This window comes from Arthrobacter sp. NA-172, from assembly GCF_043952055.1.
Taxonomy (GTDB): Bacteria; Actinomycetota; Actinomycetes; order Actinomycetales; family Micrococcaceae; genus Arthrobacter.
The window spans coordinates 54045-68742 of record NZ_JBINOT010000003.1 but is presented as its reverse complement, the minus strand read 5'-3'; the positions used below and the strand labels follow the sequence as shown (position 1 = coordinate 68742).

At 63.8% G+C, this 14698-nt stretch carries 13 protein-coding genes and 2 pseudogenes; 9 read left to right on the top strand and 6 right to left on the bottom strand.

The genetic code is table 11. The features are described from left to right. Window positions 1–46: 46 nt before the first annotated feature. Together ACF0H6_RS13985 and ACF0H6_RS13980 are read right to left on the bottom strand one after the other, a co-directional pair. On the bottom strand, window positions 47–1237 hold the full coding sequence (locus ACF0H6_RS13985; protein ID WP_395250232.1) for an amidohydrolase: 1191 nt from the start codon (window positions 1235–1237) through the stop codon (window positions 47–49). Continuing rightward, window positions 1234–2652 carry a hypothetical protein gene (locus tag ACF0H6_RS13980; protein ID WP_395250231.1) on the bottom strand — a complete coding sequence of 473 codons (1419 nt, stop codon included), beginning with the start codon at window positions 2650–2652 and terminating at the stop codon, window positions 1234–1236. Before ACF0H6_RS13980 ends, ACF0H6_RS13985 begins: the two co-directional genes overlap by 4 nt. A gap of 147 nt (window positions 2653–2799) precedes the next feature. On the opposite strand from ACF0H6_RS13980, the gene ACF0H6_RS13975 reads away from it, so the two are divergent. Continuing rightward, window positions 2800–3801 carry an Lrp/AsnC family transcriptional regulator gene (locus tag ACF0H6_RS13975; RefSeq protein ID WP_395250230.1) on the top strand — a complete coding sequence of 334 codons (1002 nt, stop codon included), beginning with the start codon at window positions 2800–2802 and terminating at the stop codon, window positions 3799–3801. A 154-nt stretch (window positions 3802–3955) separates the two neighbouring features. Beyond that, entirely contained in the window at window positions 3956–6745 is a 2790-nt protein-coding gene (locus ACF0H6_RS13970) for an aminotransferase class I/II-fold pyridoxal phosphate-dependent enzyme (protein ID WP_395250229.1), read from the top strand. Between the two features lie 23 nt (window positions 6746–6768). Here ACF0H6_RS13970 and ACF0H6_RS13965 read toward each other — a convergent pair whose 3' ends face one another. After that, the gene (locus tag ACF0H6_RS13965; RefSeq protein WP_395250228.1) at window positions 6769–7161 is read right to left on the bottom strand and encodes a DUF1304 domain-containing protein; all 393 of its coding nucleotides are present in this window, start codon (window positions 7159–7161) and stop codon (window positions 6769–6771) included. Between the two features lie 665 nt (window positions 7162–7826). On the opposite strand from ACF0H6_RS13965, the gene ACF0H6_RS13960 reads away from it, so the two are divergent. Genes ACF0H6_RS13960 through ACF0H6_RS13950 form a run of 3 tightly spaced genes read left to right on the top strand, consistent with a single transcriptional unit; the run spans window position 7827 to window position 9205 of the window. Then, window positions 7827–8846 carry an NAD-dependent epimerase/dehydratase family protein gene (locus tag ACF0H6_RS13960; RefSeq protein ID WP_395250227.1) on the top strand — a complete coding sequence of 340 codons (1020 nt, stop codon included), beginning with the start codon at window positions 7827–7829 and terminating at the stop codon, window positions 8844–8846. Next, window positions 8843–8986: a hypothetical protein gene (locus tag ACF0H6_RS13955; protein ID WP_395250226.1), complete on the top strand. Its 144-nt coding sequence runs from the start codon at window positions 8843–8845 to the stop codon at window positions 8984–8986. Before ACF0H6_RS13960 ends, ACF0H6_RS13955 begins: the two co-directional genes overlap by 4 nt. Window positions 8987–8995: 9 nt before the next feature. Then, window positions 8996–9205 (top strand): dodecin, encoded by a 210-nt coding sequence (locus ACF0H6_RS13950; protein ID WP_395250225.1) that lies wholly within the window; start codon window positions 8996–8998, stop codon window positions 9203–9205. 117 nt (window positions 9206–9322) lie between these two features. On the opposite strand, the gene ACF0H6_RS13945 is transcribed toward ACF0H6_RS13950, so the two are convergent. The 3 genes and pseudogenes from ACF0H6_RS13945 to ACF0H6_RS13935 all read right to left on the bottom strand — a co-directional run bounded on the left by ACF0H6_RS13945 (window position 9323) and on the right by ACF0H6_RS13935 (window position 10833). Next, window positions 9323–9595 carry a hypothetical protein gene (locus tag ACF0H6_RS13945; RefSeq protein ID WP_395250224.1) on the bottom strand — a complete coding sequence of 91 codons (273 nt, stop codon included), beginning with the start codon at window positions 9593–9595 and terminating at the stop codon, window positions 9323–9325. Then, window positions 9592–9798, bottom strand: a complete 207-nt coding sequence (locus ACF0H6_RS13940) for a hypothetical protein (protein ID WP_395250223.1) — start codon at window positions 9796–9798, stop codon at window positions 9592–9594. Before ACF0H6_RS13940 ends, ACF0H6_RS13945 begins: the two co-directional genes overlap by 4 nt. Window positions 9799–9941: 143 nt before the next feature. After that, a pseudogene (locus tag ACF0H6_RS13935) lies at window positions 9942–10833 on the bottom strand (helix-turn-helix transcriptional regulator). A 164-nt stretch (window positions 10834–10997) separates the two neighbouring features. On the opposite strand from ACF0H6_RS13935, the gene ACF0H6_RS13930 reads away from it, so the two are divergent. The 4 genes and pseudogenes from ACF0H6_RS13930 (at window position 10998) to ACF0H6_RS13915 (ending at window position 14696) form a co-directional block, all read left to right on the top strand. Continuing rightward, window positions 10998–11843, top strand: coding sequence for an aldo/keto reductase (locus tag ACF0H6_RS13930; RefSeq protein WP_395250222.1), 846 nt, complete (start codon window positions 10998–11000; stop codon window positions 11841–11843). A gap of 30 nt (window positions 11844–11873) precedes the next feature. Continuing rightward, window positions 11874–12845, top strand: a complete 972-nt coding sequence (locus tag ACF0H6_RS13925; protein ID WP_395250221.1) for an aldo/keto reductase — start codon at window positions 11874–11876, stop codon at window positions 12843–12845. Beyond that, on the top strand, window positions 12839–13852 hold the full coding sequence (locus ACF0H6_RS13920; protein WP_395250220.1) for an SDR family oxidoreductase: 1014 nt from the start codon (window positions 12839–12841) through the stop codon (window positions 13850–13852). The genes ACF0H6_RS13925 and ACF0H6_RS13920 overlap by 7 nt, the downstream gene beginning before the upstream one ends. A 12-nt stretch (window positions 13853–13864) precedes the next feature. Continuing rightward, window positions 13865–14696, top strand: a pseudogene (locus tag ACF0H6_RS13915) (aldo/keto reductase). Window positions 14697–14698 lie beyond the last annotated feature (2 nt).

Here is a 14698-nt window from a genome sequence, read left to right as displayed (position 1 = left end):
GAGATCATTGTCCGCCCGCTCGGCGGCGGGAACCAGAGCGGGCGGGCTAGCCCCTCAGCAGCCGTTCCCGTTGCCGGGGGTCCCTTGCGGCCGCGCTGGCTGCGAGCGCCAAGCCGAAGGCGCCATCCAGGACGGCCCGGTCGGCGGAGGCGGAGGAGCCGTGGGCAGCGAACTCGGCGGTGTGATGGGCGGCCCCGCCTACGTCGTAGCCAAGCAGCGGATGGATGCTTGGAACCAGTTGGGAGACGTTGCCCATGTCAGTGGAGGCCACTGGTTCCTCGTTGAAAGCAACAGCCCTCCCCCTGGCGGACATAGCTCCGCGGTAGGCCTCGGAAAGGTACTGGTCCTGCCGCAATTCAGCGTAGGCATTGCCCGACGGCGTGACCTTGAGCGCGCTCCCGCTGGCAAGCGCTCCCGCCTCGAGGCAGCGCCGGACGCGTTCTTCGATGATGCGCAGGTTGTTGATGCTGGGTGAACGCATTTCGATGTTCGCCCGCGCCCGTTCGGGTATGACGTTGACGGCGCTCCCGCCTTCGGTCACGATCAACGAAACAACCGAGCCGGCCGGAAGCTGCTGCCGCGCCAAAGCAATGGCCGTCTGCGCGATCACGAGCGCGTCGAGGGCGTTAACCCCTTCTGAGGGAGCTGCCGCGGCATGCGCCGGACGGCCTTCGTAGAGCACGTCCCACATACACATGGCCAAGGATGAGCCGCCGATGATGTCCTCGGCGCCGGCATGGGCCATCATCGCCAGCGACACGTCGTCGAAGAACCCTTCGCCCATGAGATCGACTTTGCCCCCGCTGGTCTCCTCTGCGGGGGTGCCCAGGACCTTGACGGTGATGCCGAGCACGTCGGCGACGGATGCGAGCGCGAGCGCTGCCCCCACAGAGCAGGCCGCGTTCACATTGTGTCCGCAGGCGTGCCCGATGGTGGGCAAAGCGTCGTATTCAACGCACAGCGCCACCACAAGCTCACCATTCCCGAAGCGCGCGCTGAACGATGCCGGGAGCAGCGGCTGGGGGCCGTCGAAGCTGAAGCCCGCGCTCCGGAGCAGCCCGCTAACGCGTTTAGCGGCCCGGAACTCTTGGCCGCTGAGCTCCGGATCGGCGTGGATCGCGTGGCTCAGTCCAAGGATTTCCGGCTTCCAGCGTTCCAAGGCTGCCGAGACACAGCGTTCGACGGCGGTTGACGGCACTGCTGCGGACGTTGCGGTGCCGGGGGAGGCGGCTTTCATGCGGCAGCCCCCGCGTTCTGACGCTTCGGGTAGCGGGCAGCGGCTGCTGCCGCGATCAGGGCGGCGACGGCCAGCGCGATCCAGATGGCCAGGAGCCCGCCCTCGGTGATGTGCCCGGACTGGACGGAGGACGAGGAGATGAGCTTCACCACGGCAGCGCCCACCGCGATCCCGACAGACAGTGCGAGTTCGTTGAGGCCGGCCGCCGTCGAGGTTTCTTCAAGCGGAACACCTTCAACGGACAGTGCCCGGGTCCCCGCTTGGTACATGCCAAGGCTCAGATTGAACATGGCGAACCCTGCACAGTACCCGGCCAACGAGCCGTGGGCGGCTGCCATCACCAGGAAGCCTCCCGCCAGCAGGAGGCCGGCGAAGACCAGAGTGGCACGCTCGCCGAACATGCTCAGCGCCCTTGCGGTCAGGAGCGAGGAAAGCAGCGAGAGCACTGAAGCCGCCGCGAGGACGATCGCGATCAGGAGCGGGCTGAGGGCGAAACCGTAGCCGGTCTTGTCCGGGTTTGAATGCAGGAAAATCCCGTTGGTGCCGAAGTAGCTGATGGAGGCAAACCCGAAGAAGAATGTGGCCAGCGAGACTGCCCGGATGCGCGGGATGGCAAGCATGCGCAGGTCCATGAATCGTTTTCCGTTGATCTTGCGGGCATCCAGGACTGCCCAGTAGGCCAACAGCGCGAGGCCAAGGATCCCGGCCCCGAGGGTCCTGGCATCCAGCCAACCCCAGTCCGGGCCCATCGACAGGGCAACCACAAAGCCGATCAGCCCGAGGGAACAGGCCAGAAGCGGCACCAAGGCGAGTCCCTCACGGGTGGGGGTTCCGGCGTCGGGCAGGAGGAAGGAGGAAACCAGTGCCACGACGGCGAAGGGCACGGCGACCCACAAACCAAGGGTGGGATCTTCGACTCCGATGATCCCTGCAAACAGGCCACCCGCACCCACCATGATCATGAGCATGCCGATCATGACGCTGACTCCGGTGCGGGTCTGCGCGGGGTTGCTCACCCGGAGGATGCCCATCATCAGCGGAATGAAGCCCACCACGCACGTGAGCATGATGACGCCGATTGTCACCGTCCATAGCGACGGCCACAACGCCATCATCGCGACGCCGGCCGCCACCACCGCCGTCGACCAGCGGAGGACGAGCCGGTAACCGTAGCTGTCGCCGAGCCGCGAGATGATCGGCGTGAGGACCGCGAAGCTCACGTTGGAGATGAGGAAAATGCCGTTGATGGTGGGGTCGTCGATCGAAAAGGTCGGACCCAACGCAGGGAGGATGGGGTTGAGGTAACCCTGTGTGACTCCACTGAGTGACTCGATCAGGGCCATCGCCACGATCATTCCCGTGATGGTCCGGCGTGCGACGGCCGCTGTCGCCGGAGGTGCTGTTCTGCTGGGCATGTGCTTCCTTGAGTGTTGGGGGCGTCGTTGCCTGAGTGCTGGGATGCGAGTGGGGTGATGCGAGTCACAACGTTAGAGCCGCCGTCTACACTGGCTAGGAATTTGTTTTAAATCCCCTGAAAATCGTCAATTTTGAAGGAATCGTCCATGATCTCCGAAACTGACCTTGAAATCGTCAATGCACTGCAGATCAATCCCCGTGCCGAATGGAGTCGCGTGGGGGATGCTCTCGGCCTGTCCGGGCCTACCGTCGCACGCCGTTGGAACTCCCTTGCCGAGCAGGGACTGGCGTGGATTACCCCAGCCCCCGGGCCGCGCTATTTGAGTGCGGGCTGGTCGGCGTTCATTAGCCTCTCCTCGCTTCCCAGCGAGAACGAAGCCTTGGTCCGGAAGCTGTGCGCGGAACCGGCATTCGGCACAGTGTCCCTCGTGTCCGGCTCCCACGACCTTTTCATGGACTGTTTCGCCTCGAGCCACGAAGAGCTCATGGAGATTGTCACCGGCTCCTTCGCCGGGCTGCCCGGGGTGACCCACCGCGAGGTAGTTTTCGTCACGAAGCTGTACCGGCAGGCTTCGGATTGGCGCAGCGGCACGCTCGAACCGGCCCGGGCCCGGCTCTTGTCGGCAGAGCCGCTGCCCGCGCCCGCCGCCTACGCGCCGGACAGTCTTGATGCTTCGCTCTTGGAGGAACTGGCCCGGGACGGGCGGGCCAGTTGGGCAGAGCTGGGGGCCGCTAGCCGCGTTTCCCCCCAAACCGCACGCCGGCGTGTGGAGCGGTTCCTTGCGTCCGGCTACATGACTCTGAGGTGCGATACCTCCGCTTCTGCCCAACAAGGGCTGAGGGAAGTGAGCCTGATCCTGAACGTACCCGCACACCATGTTGACGCCGTCGGACGCTATTTCGCTGCTTTACCGAACTGCCGGCTAAGCGCCCAAGTACTGGGCGCCCAAAACCTGCTGGTCACGCTGTGGGTCCGCGACTACCTGGAAGTCCAAGGCCATGAGCGGGAACTGGCTGAGCGGGCGCCCGGGAGCGCGGTGATTTCCCGGCAGGCGGTTGTCCGCAACTACAAACGCCTCGGGCATGTACTGGACGAGTCCGGGCGCAGCCGCAGCGTGGTCCCGTTGCCGCTGTGGCGCGAGGCGTAGCCTCTCCACACGCTCGCTCACCTATGGCGGCAACTTTTCCCGACGCTATGCGCGCATCTGGAAACCCAGACTGCAACCCGAACAATTGCGGTGCGTTCCCGCGCGTCCCGGCGTTTAGTAGAGAGTGCTATCAATCCATGACAAAGGAGTCATCGTGGCACTCACCCTCGAAACGGCGGCGAAACGACGCGACCCCGACGACGGCGAGGCCTGCGGCGAGGTTCCCAGCAGCGCCTGGCGGGTTCGGGCGGATGCATGGGAGTTCCTCGGTTACGCCGTCAAACAACTCGCTGCCACCACCTCGCGTTCCGAAAATGCCCGAACACCGCGCGATGTGCCACGGGATGTCCAGCGATTGCTACCGCTGCTGGAAGCGCTGGAAATGTATTGGGCGTCTCCGGGGCAGCAGTACGTCGCCGAATTGCGCCGAAGCCTGGAAGCTCGCGAATACGCTGAAGCCCTGGGCCTGATCGAGCCAGTTGCGCGACGGGTCGCCGGGCACGCCCAACACACTCCGGAGCCGGCGTCGGACACTGAACGCGAGGACCGGGCTGAAGAGCCTGCCGAAGCGCGAAAGCGGTTCGAGGTGCTCGTGATCGATGACGTTTCGAGCGTCGACCGCGAAGACCTTCAAGCTGAACTTCTCGGCCAGCGGCGGAACGCCGACGCCTTCAACTACGAGCTCGTGTTCGTGCCAAGCTTCGAGGACGCCGTCGTGGCCATCCTGCTGAACCCGGACATCCAGGCGTGTGTGCTGCGTCCTGGATTCGTCCTCAACAGCGGGCAGCGGTTGAGCCGGGACGTGCGAAGTTTCCTGGACCGGTTCTTGGGTCCGTCGCTCCCCCCACGTCCCTTGGACCGCATCCTCACACTGGCGGAGAAGCTCGGAGAACTCCGCCCGGAACTAGATCTCTACTTGGTGGCAGGAGTGGGGATCGAGGAACTCGCCGGCTCCTTGACCCGCCAATTCCGCCGGATTTTCCGCCGCCAGGACGGGTTGGAACTTCACTTGTCCTTGCTGGCCGGCGTCGCGGAACGCTATGAGGCGCCGTTCTTCCACGCGGTGCAGCAATACAGCCGCAAACCCGCCGGGGTTTTCCACGCGTTGCCGGTCTCCAGGGGCGGATCGGTCATCCATTCCAAATGGATCAATGACCTTGGCGAGTTCTATGGCCTCAACCTGCTCCTGGCCGAAACCTCCGCAACCTCTGGTGGGCTCGATTCCCTGCTGGACCCGCATGGCTCCCTCAAACAGGCCCAAAAACTGGCGGCCCGCGCATTTGGTGCGCAGAAATCGCTCTTCGTCACCAACGGAACGTCAACGGCCAACAAGATCGTGCACCAATCGATCCTGGCACCCGGAGATGTTGTCCTGGTGGACCGGAACTGCCACAAATCGCACCACTACGCCCTCATGCTGGCCGGGGCGCAGGTCTCATACTTGGACGCCTACCCCCTGAACGACTTCTCCTTCTACGGGGCTGTTCCCCTGGAAAGCATCAAACGGATGCTCCTGGACTACCGCCGGGCGGGCAGGCTTCACGAGGTCAAGATGCTCGCGCTGACAAATTGCACCTTTGACGGCATCGTGTACGACGTCGAACGGGTCATGGAGGAGTGCCTGGCGATCAAACCGGACTTGGTCTTCCTGTGGGACGAGGCCTGGTTCGCGTTCGCGGGCTTCCATCACATCTACCGGCGTCGTACTGCCATGGCTTCGGCACGTTCGCTTGAAAAGTCGTTCGCGGATCCGGCCTACGCGCTGCGATACGCCCAGCAACTGCGGGAGCTGGGCGTGGAGGGCGGCCGCGGTTACGACGGCGGCGGCGAGCCCGACGGCGGCGGCCCGGGTTCCGGCGTCGGGCCCGTCAGCGATGAGCTGCTTCTGAAGACGCGGCTGCTGCCCGATCCGGCGAAGGCCCGCATCAGGGTCTACTCGACGCAGTCGACCCACAAGACCCTGACGTCGCTCCGGCAGGGGTCCATGATCCACATCCATGACCAGGACTTCGGTCAGTTGAACGAAGAGAGCTTCCGGGAGGCGTACATGACGCACACGTCAACGTCGCCCAACTACCAAATCCTGGCTTCCCTCGACATGGGCCGGCGGCAGGCCGAACTCGAAGGCTACGAGCTCGTCCAGCGGCAGGCAGATCTCGCCGTCAGCATCGCCCAGGCCGTGGCCCGGCATCCCCTGCTGAGGAAGTACTTCAGGGTCCTTGGAACCCGGGACCTGATTCCGGCGCAGTACCGCGAAACAAGCCGGCAAATGCCCCTGCGGGACGGGCTTGCCGCGATGTCGGAAGCCTGGGAGCGCGACGAATTTGTTGTCGATCCGAGCCGCTTGACCCTCCACATCGGCCTCACCGGAGTGGACGGAGACACCTTCAAGCACGACTACCTGATGGACAAGTACGGGATCCAAGTCAACAAGACCTCCAGGAACAGCGTGCTTTTCATGACCAACATTGGTACCTCGCGGAGTGCCGTTGCCTACCTCGTGGAGGTCCTGGTCAAGCTGGCCGGGACCTTCGAAGACGAGCAATCCGGGTTGAGTGGCTTAGGACAAAGGGCTCGCCATGCCCGTGTGGCAGCCTTGACCAGCACACCGCCGCCACTGCCCGACTTCAGCCGCTTTGCCGAGCGCTTCCGCAAGGATGCAGTAACGCCCGACGGCAACATGCGGGCAGCGTACTTTGAAAGCTACAAAGCCGGCTCCTGCGAATACTTCAGTGCGAACGAACTGGCACGCAGGGTCGCAGCCGGCGAAGAAATGGTGTCTGCGTCCTTCGTGACCCCTTACCCGCCGGGATTCCCCGTCCTGGTTCCCGGGCAGGTCATCACGGAGGAGATCCTGGCCTTCATGTCAGCGCTGGACACCCGGGAGATCCACGGCTTCAATGCGGAACTAGGTTTCAGGGTGTTGACGGGCAGTGTGGCCTAGCGGGATGTGAGCGAGGGTCCGGATTAGCCGAGCGTCACGGCCAGGAGGCCGAGCACGACGGCGAGTAGCGGCGTCGTACCCTGGAGAACCGCGGCGCGGAGGTACTTTTTGCCGCTCAAGGCAAGCACGATTGCGGCCAACAGCATCGAGCCGCACGAGCTGAACACGAGAGTCCAGCCCACCTGCGGGTGGCCAAGCGCGACCACCACAACCCCGGCGAGCGCACCGATGGCAAGGAAGAGGTTGTAGAAACCCTGGTTGTAGGCGAGGGGCTTGGTGGTCTCGGCGTCGGCCTGGGAAACGATGCTGAAACGCTTCCACGTGGCAGGACGGGTCCAGGTGACGGATTCCATGCTGAAGATGTAGACGTGCAGCAAGCCGGCAAGGATGGCAAAAAGCAAGGAGGCCAGGATCATGTGCTGATCCTAGCCGCCCTGAGTCATTGAAGCGGGCTACGCCCGTTTCGTCCAGGATCCGCGACGGGGGCGAGGCTTACCGGCAGGCCTCGGTGCCGGCCTGCGGCGCAGGCTCAATTGCCCACGCGACTTGGTGCAAAACACTAGCGAGCGAGCCCTGCAAGCGGGCGAGCCTTCTGCGTGTGTTTCCTCGGGGTCGTTCAGGCACTACAGGCGCGTTCGGCAACGCGCTGTGGGCTTCGTGATTCATTGTTTTGACGACGGACATCATGAGCAAAATTTCCATGCTTCTTCTCTTTATATCTAGCGCGCAGCGAAATGGCATGCCATAGCGGCGCTTTTGTCTACTGGAGTAACCCGGTGTGCGAAGTCAGGCAGGGAACCATTTCTTGTGGGCTACGTCTAAGACGTTACGGCGCTTGGGAAGCCAAGTCAGCAGCTGTGCCGCTCCCTGCTTTTCCTAGGACTGCGGGTCCTACTCTCGCGGGTCGGGCCGCATAAAGCCGCCGGAAGCTCGGTCCGTTTCTTCCCTGCACCGGGAAACGCGCCCTTGACCTAGAGCTGAGCATATCCGCCTGAACCGTTGCGAAGAGCCCCCGCAGGAGTAACCTGAGGGCAGCCGGCCGCCCAGCAATCCGACGCCGGATCCAGTGATTGGAAGGCACATGTCCCGTGTGGTCGTGCTCGGAGCAACCGGCCACGTCGGCGGATACCTCGTACCCCGTTTGGCGAGCGCTGGTCACGAAGTCATCGCCGTGAGCCGCGGAATCAGCAAGCCCTATCGGGAGCATCCGGCGTGGAAGGACGTCCGCCGTGTAACGCTGGACCGCGACGAGGGCGACGCGGCGGGAACCTTCGCCGGCGCGATCGCGGACCTGCGGGCCGACATCGTTATCGATATGGTGTGTTTCGCGTCCGACTCGGCGGATCAACTCATCGAGGCACTCCGCGGCCGCATCGAGCTGTTGCTGAGCTGCGGCACCATCTGGGTTCACGGCCCCGGAGCCGAAGTACCCACCCGCGAAGACGACGCCCGAAATCCGTTCGGCGACTACGGTACGCAGAAAGCTCGGATCGAAGAGTTGCTACTCGCCGAGTCGCACAGGCCCGGGGGCCTCCAGTCGTCAGTGCTTCATCCCGGGCACATCACCGGGCCGGGATGGGCCATGGTCAACGCCGCGGGGAACTTCGACCTGGACGTCTGGCACAGGCTCGCCACTGGACAGTCAGTAGCGATCCCAAACCTCGGACTGGAAACGGTCCACCACGTGCATGCCGACGACGTGGCGCAAGCATTCCAGTTGGCGCTTGAACGACCCGAAGCGTCCGCAGGCAGCAGCTACCACGTGGTCTCAGAGAGGGCTTTGACCCTGCGCGGCATTGCGACGGCGGCCGCTGGCTGGTTCGGCCGGGATGCGGACCTTCGCTACCTGCCGTTCGAAGACTTCAAAACGGCAACCTCATCGATCAACGCCGAGGCCACCTACGATCACATCAGCAGGAGCCCCTCGATGAGCATCGACAAGGCCAAACGGGAGCTCGGCTACGCCCCCAAATACAGCTCCCTCCAGGCAATCGCGGAAGGCCTGCAGTGGCTCATCTCTGACGGCCAGCTTGAAGTCCGGGGTAGGGTGCTGGATTCCAGACTGAGGCGTGGCTCCGTTGCTGGTCCACTCTGGAAATGACCTTCAACGCCAGCCCTAGTCCAGCGCCCCTGCTTCGGCTAGTCTGCTTCCACGGCCCGCCGGGCCAGCAGTTCAAGCAGTTCAAGCAGTTCAAGCAGTTCAAGCAGTTCAAGCAGTTCAAGCATCAGGGACGATCATGAGGAGCAAGAATGGCTGACCACACCTATAGCGTTTCCGAAATTGTTGGAACCTCGTCCGAGGGCGTCGACGCCGCTATCAAGAACGGCATTGCGGCCGCCAGTCAGACGCTTCGGAACCTCGACTGGTTCGAGGTCAAGGAAATCCGCGGGCACCTCAATGACGGCGGAGTTGCCGACTGGCAGGTAACCATCAAGCTTGGCTTCCGCCTGGAGCGATAGGCCGCTGCCTCGATTGGGCCGAAAGCTTGCGCCCGAGGCCCACAAAACCTCAACAAACGACGATGGCCGCCAGCCCTTCTGTGGAGGGACTGACGGCCATCAGTTGCGAGGCTGGACTCACCCGCGGGTCCAGACTTGGACGGGGTCACCGCCACAGAGGAGTCGCCGGCCACGGCCGGCAAATTCGATCCACAAGAATTCGTGCTCGGAGGAAACGTCGTCCACGACGCCGGCGTCGAAGCCCCATTTGTCCTCGTGGATCCAGACCGTTTCGCCACGGCTGAGTTCGGACCACTTCGCCGGCGGCAACTGCAGCGACACTCCAGCGGGACGCTGGGCCGGCGTCGTAAAGTGGCTTGGGCCCCACGCCCCTAAGGTTTCGGCGCTCATCGGGAACCAAGTGCTACGTACTGGCGATGCCAGACCGTTGCGGCGCCGTTGTGGGGCGGGAAGACGTGGCCCTCGAAGAACGTGTGCACCACGTGGGGTTCTCCGTCAGGGCTCCACTGACCGGACGCCGGGCAGTGCGAACCTGTAGATCCCGAAGACCCGGCTGTGGTTGACCGCTCCCTCAGCAGCGCGATGCGTTTCATCGTTGAATTCCATCCTTGATATGCGAAAAGGTCTGGATTCAGCCTAAAACGCGATTCAAGAGCCACCCAATGGGCATCTAGACAGAATCACGCCTATTCACTATGCAGTAGCACAGTGACCTGCAGCACTTTCGGGGGAACCCTTAGGTCTCGCTTGGGGCCTGCCGCGCAGACAGCTCCGAGTTGTCCGCCGTCGCGATCCCCGCACCAAAGCTGCCCAGCAACTTCAGGGCATCGTCCGACGGCGAACCCGACTTCGCGGAGTAGACCCGCAGGACCCTGGTCCGGGTCCTGCGGCAGGGCCAGATTCTCGAAGTTCAGCTCCACGTCCCCCACGGTGGGGTGGTGCAGGCGCACTGTCCCGGCTGAACGGGCGGCCACGCGATGTCCGGCCCACCACTGGCGGAAGTGTTCGCTGTTTACGGCGAGTTCGCCCACCAACTGGTTGGCTTGCGGATCGTCGGGATGCCGACCAGTATCCGCACGCAGGGAACCGGCGGCTTCCGCGGCAACCGTCTTCCAGTCCCGGAACAATTCGCGGGCCTGAGGGTCCAGGATCAGCCAGCGCGTGAGGTTCCGCTCTGCCGGAGGCATGGCCGGGAAGTCGGCAAACAGCAGGATCGCCATGCGGTTGGCTCCAAGCACGTCGCTGCGCCGGCCGAGCAGGAGCGCCGGAACGTCGCCTACGGCGTCCAGAAGTTGACGCAGCGCCGGACGCACCCTCGGCGTAGGAGTCGGCGCTTTGGCGCTCTCCGCGCAGTGCTCAAGCAGGTCCATCATGTGGGTGTGCTCGCTTGAGTCCAGGCGAAGAGCCCGCGACACTGATTCAAGGACCGCCCGGGACGGATGGATGTGACGGCCCTGTTCGAGGCGTGTGTAGTAGTCCGTGCTGACATCGGCCAGGCGGGCAATCTCTTCTCTGCGCAGCCCGGGAACACGGCGCGCGCCGGACGCTTCCGGCAATCCTGCATCCTCCGGCGACATCCGGGCACGCATGGCTTTGAGGAATTTTCCGAACTCGGCACTTTGACCCATATCACCATTCTTCCTCCCAAGGGGCCGTCTTTCTACGGCCAAGGTAGGACTGCGAGTCCTAGGAAAAACAGGGGGCGTCAAAACTACTGATTGTTGTGCCGAAAGTGCATAGGCTCAAAAAAGCCAGTCAGGCAATCCATACACCAGCGACGAAAGGGCCGGACATGTCCAACGCTCAGAATTCAACCGTTCCCGGGCTCGTCCTGAACAACTCAGTCACCATCCCCCAGCTCGGCTTCGGTGTCTTCCAGGTTCCGCCTGCCGAAACCCAAAAAGCCGTGGAGGACGCCTTTGAAGCCGGGTACCGGCACATCGACACCGCCGCGGCGTACCAGAACGAATCCGGCGTCGGCGCGGCGATCAAGGCCTCCGGCATCTCCCGGGAAGAACTCTTTATCACCACCAAACTCCGCAACGGCGAACAGGGACATGCGGCTACGGCGTTCGACAACAGCCGCCGCGAACTCGGCCTCGACGTCATCGACCTCTACCTGATCCACTGGCCGGTGCCGTCGCAGGGCCTCTTCGTCAACGCGTGGAGGGCGCTGGAAAACATCCACGCCGACGGCGGCGCCCGGGCAATCGGCGTCTCCAACTTTCTGCCGGATCACCTCGACACCCTTTTGGCGTCCGCCGACGTCGTTCCCGCCGTCAACCAGATCGAGCTGCACCCGACGTACCAACAGGCGGAGCTGGCGGCGAAGAGCCGCTCGCACGGGATCGCCGTCGAGGCTTACAGCCCGCTGGGCCAGGGAGCGGACTTGGAATCGGTCACGGTCTCCGAACTCGCCGAGAAGCACGGCGCCACACCGGCGCAGATCGTGTTGGCCTGGCATTTGGGAACCGGCAACATCGTCATCCCGAAGTCCGTCCACCCGGAGCGGATCCGGCAGAACCTCGCTGCCGCCTCGATACAACTCACCGAACAGGAACTGGCAGCCATTAGCGCGCTCGACGCCGGCACCCGCATCGGCGCCGATCCCGCCGTCGCGTCCTTCAGCCAGATGTAGAAACCCACCACAGCGTAAGGAAACCAAACCATGCAGTACACGCACTTGGGCCGCTCAGGCCTCAGCGTCTCCCGCTTGTGCCTCGGAACCATGAACTTCGGCCCGCAGACGGAGGAATCCGCAGCGCACTCCATCATGGATTCCGCGCTGGACTCCGGCATCAACTTCTTCGACACCGCCAATGTCTATGGCGGCGCGGAACACCGGGGCTGGACAGAGGAAATCCTCGGCCGCTGGTTCGCGAAAGGCGGCGAGCGCCGCGAGCACGTCGTCCTGGCCACCAAGCTCTACGGAACCATGACGGACCGCCCCAACGAGTCCAAGCTCTCCGCCCTCAACATCCGGCGTGCCTTGGACGCCAGCCTGAAGCGCCTGCAAACCGACTACATCGACGTCTACCAGTTCCACCACGTGGACCGGAACACGCCGTGGGACGAGATCTGGCAGGCCATCGAGGTCGCCGTGCAGCAGGGCAAGATCCTGTATTCCGGCAGCAGCAACTTCGCTGGTTGGCACATCGCCCAAGCCCAGGAAGCCGCTTCCCGGCGCAACTACAACGGACTCGTGAGCGAACAGTCCATCTACAACCTGCTCACCCGCAACGTCGAGCTGGAAGTCATTCCGGCCGCCCAGCAGTACGGCCTCGGGTTGATTCCGTGGTCACCGCTGCACGGCGGCCTCTTGGGCGGCGTACTCAAGAAGGAGCGCGACGGCGTCCGTCGCCTTGAGGGCCGCGCGGCCGAAACCCTGAAGAAGCATGAAGACCAGATCCGCCAATACGAGGACCTCGCCGACGATCTAGGCCACGAACCGGGAGATGTGGCCTTGGCCTGGTTGCTGCACCAACCAGCCGTGACCGCGCCGATCGTGGGCCCGCGCACGCAGGAGCAGTTGGACGCCTCTATCAGGGCTCTGGATGTCACCCTCGACGCCGACGCCCTCAAGCGGCTCGACGACATCTTCCCGGGCCACCGGACCGCGCCGGAGGACTACGCATGGTGACGTCCGTGCCGTTGCGCATCCTGTTCATTGGCGGGACCGGGACCATCAGTGCGGCGGCCGCGGAGCGCGCCGTCGCACTGGGCCACCGGCTCACCATCCTCAACCGCGGTCTGACCTCGGAGCGGCCCGCGCCGCCGGGCACCGAGCTGCTCCAGGCTGATGTCCGCAACGCAGCCGAGGTAACCGCGGTCTTGAACGGGCGCGAGTTCGACGTCGTGGCGGACTTCATTTCCTTCACCCCGGAGCATGCACAGGCGGCGGTAGGTCTGTTCCGCGGCAGGACCGGCCAGTACGTGTTCATCAGTTCGGCCTCGGCCTACCAGAAGCCTCCCGCCAGGCTGCCGATCCTGGAGTCCACGCCGCTGCGGAATCCATTTTGGAAGTACTCCCAGGACAAGATCGCGTGTGAGGACCTCCTCATGCGGGCTTATCGCGAGGACGGTTTCCCCGCAACCATCGTGCGGCCTTCGCATACCTATGACCGGGCGCGGATCGCCCTCTTGGGCGGCTGGACTGATATTCATAGGATGCGGGAGGGGCTTCCGGTGATTGTCCATGGAGACGGCACCTCGTTGTGGACCCTCACTCACGCGGACGATTTTGCGGTGGCCTTCGTGGGCCTCCTGGGCCGTCCGCAGGCGGTGGGCGAAAGCTACACCATCACCTCTGACGAAGCCCTGCCATGGGATCAGGTCTACCGGCTCTTCGCCACGGCCGCGGGGGTTCCCGAACCCGAACTGGTGCACGTCGCCTCGGAGACCATTGCGGCCCATTCCCCAGCGCTTGGCCCAGGGCTTCTCGGGGACAGGTCCCATTCGGTGGTTTTCGACAACACCAAGATCAAAGCACTGGTGCCCTGGTACCGGGCAGAAATTCCGTTCGCAGCCGGCGCGCGGGAGATTGTGCAGTGGCATGATGAACATCCAGGCATCAAGCACGTGGACCCGGACTTCATGGCGCTCAGCGACCGGTTGGTCGAATGGGCGCGGAGGCCGCTTAGCAACTGAAAGGACAGGACCATGGCTCTTGCTCCGACCGTCAGGCTCAACGACGGCAACGCCATTCCACAGATCGGCCTCGGAACCTGGCCACTCGACGACGTCCAGGTGGCTGCCGCCGTCGTGACCGCCGTCGAACTTGGCTACCGGCACGTCGATACGGCCGTCCGGTACGGCAACGAGGCTGGCGTCGGGCAAGGGGTGCGGGACTGCGGCGTCCCGCGCGAGGAACTGTTCATCACCACCAAACTGGACGGCACCCACCAGGGCCGCGATCGCGCCGTCGACGGGCTCGAGGGCTCCCTCAAACGTCTCGCGCTGGACTACGTGGACCTCTTGTTGATCCATTGGCCGCTTCCCCAACGGAATGAATTCGTCTCCACATGGAAGACATTCGAACGGCTTCAGACCGAAGGGAAGGTGCGCTCCATCGGCGTCTCCAACTTCAAGCCCTCGCACCTCGGGCGGCTTCTGGAGGAGACCTCGGTGGTGCCGGCCGTCAACCAGATCCAGATCTCGCCGTCCATCACGCGGATCGACGAGCGTTCTTTCAATGGCAACCACGGCATCGTCACAGAATCGTATAGTCCGTTGGGGGCCGGTCGGGATCTCCTGAATGCCCCGGTCTTGGCTGCGATCGGGAAGAAATACGGAAAGACGCCAGGGCAGGTGGTGCTGCGCTGGCACGTCCAAGAGGGGCTCGTGGCCATCCCGAAATCCGCCAATCCACTGCGCATGAAGGAAAAGCCTGGACGTTTTCGACTTCGCTTTGGACCACGACGACTTGTCCGCGATCGCCACTTTGGACGCAGGTGCCGATGCCGGTGTCGACTCGGACGTACAGGGCCACTGACG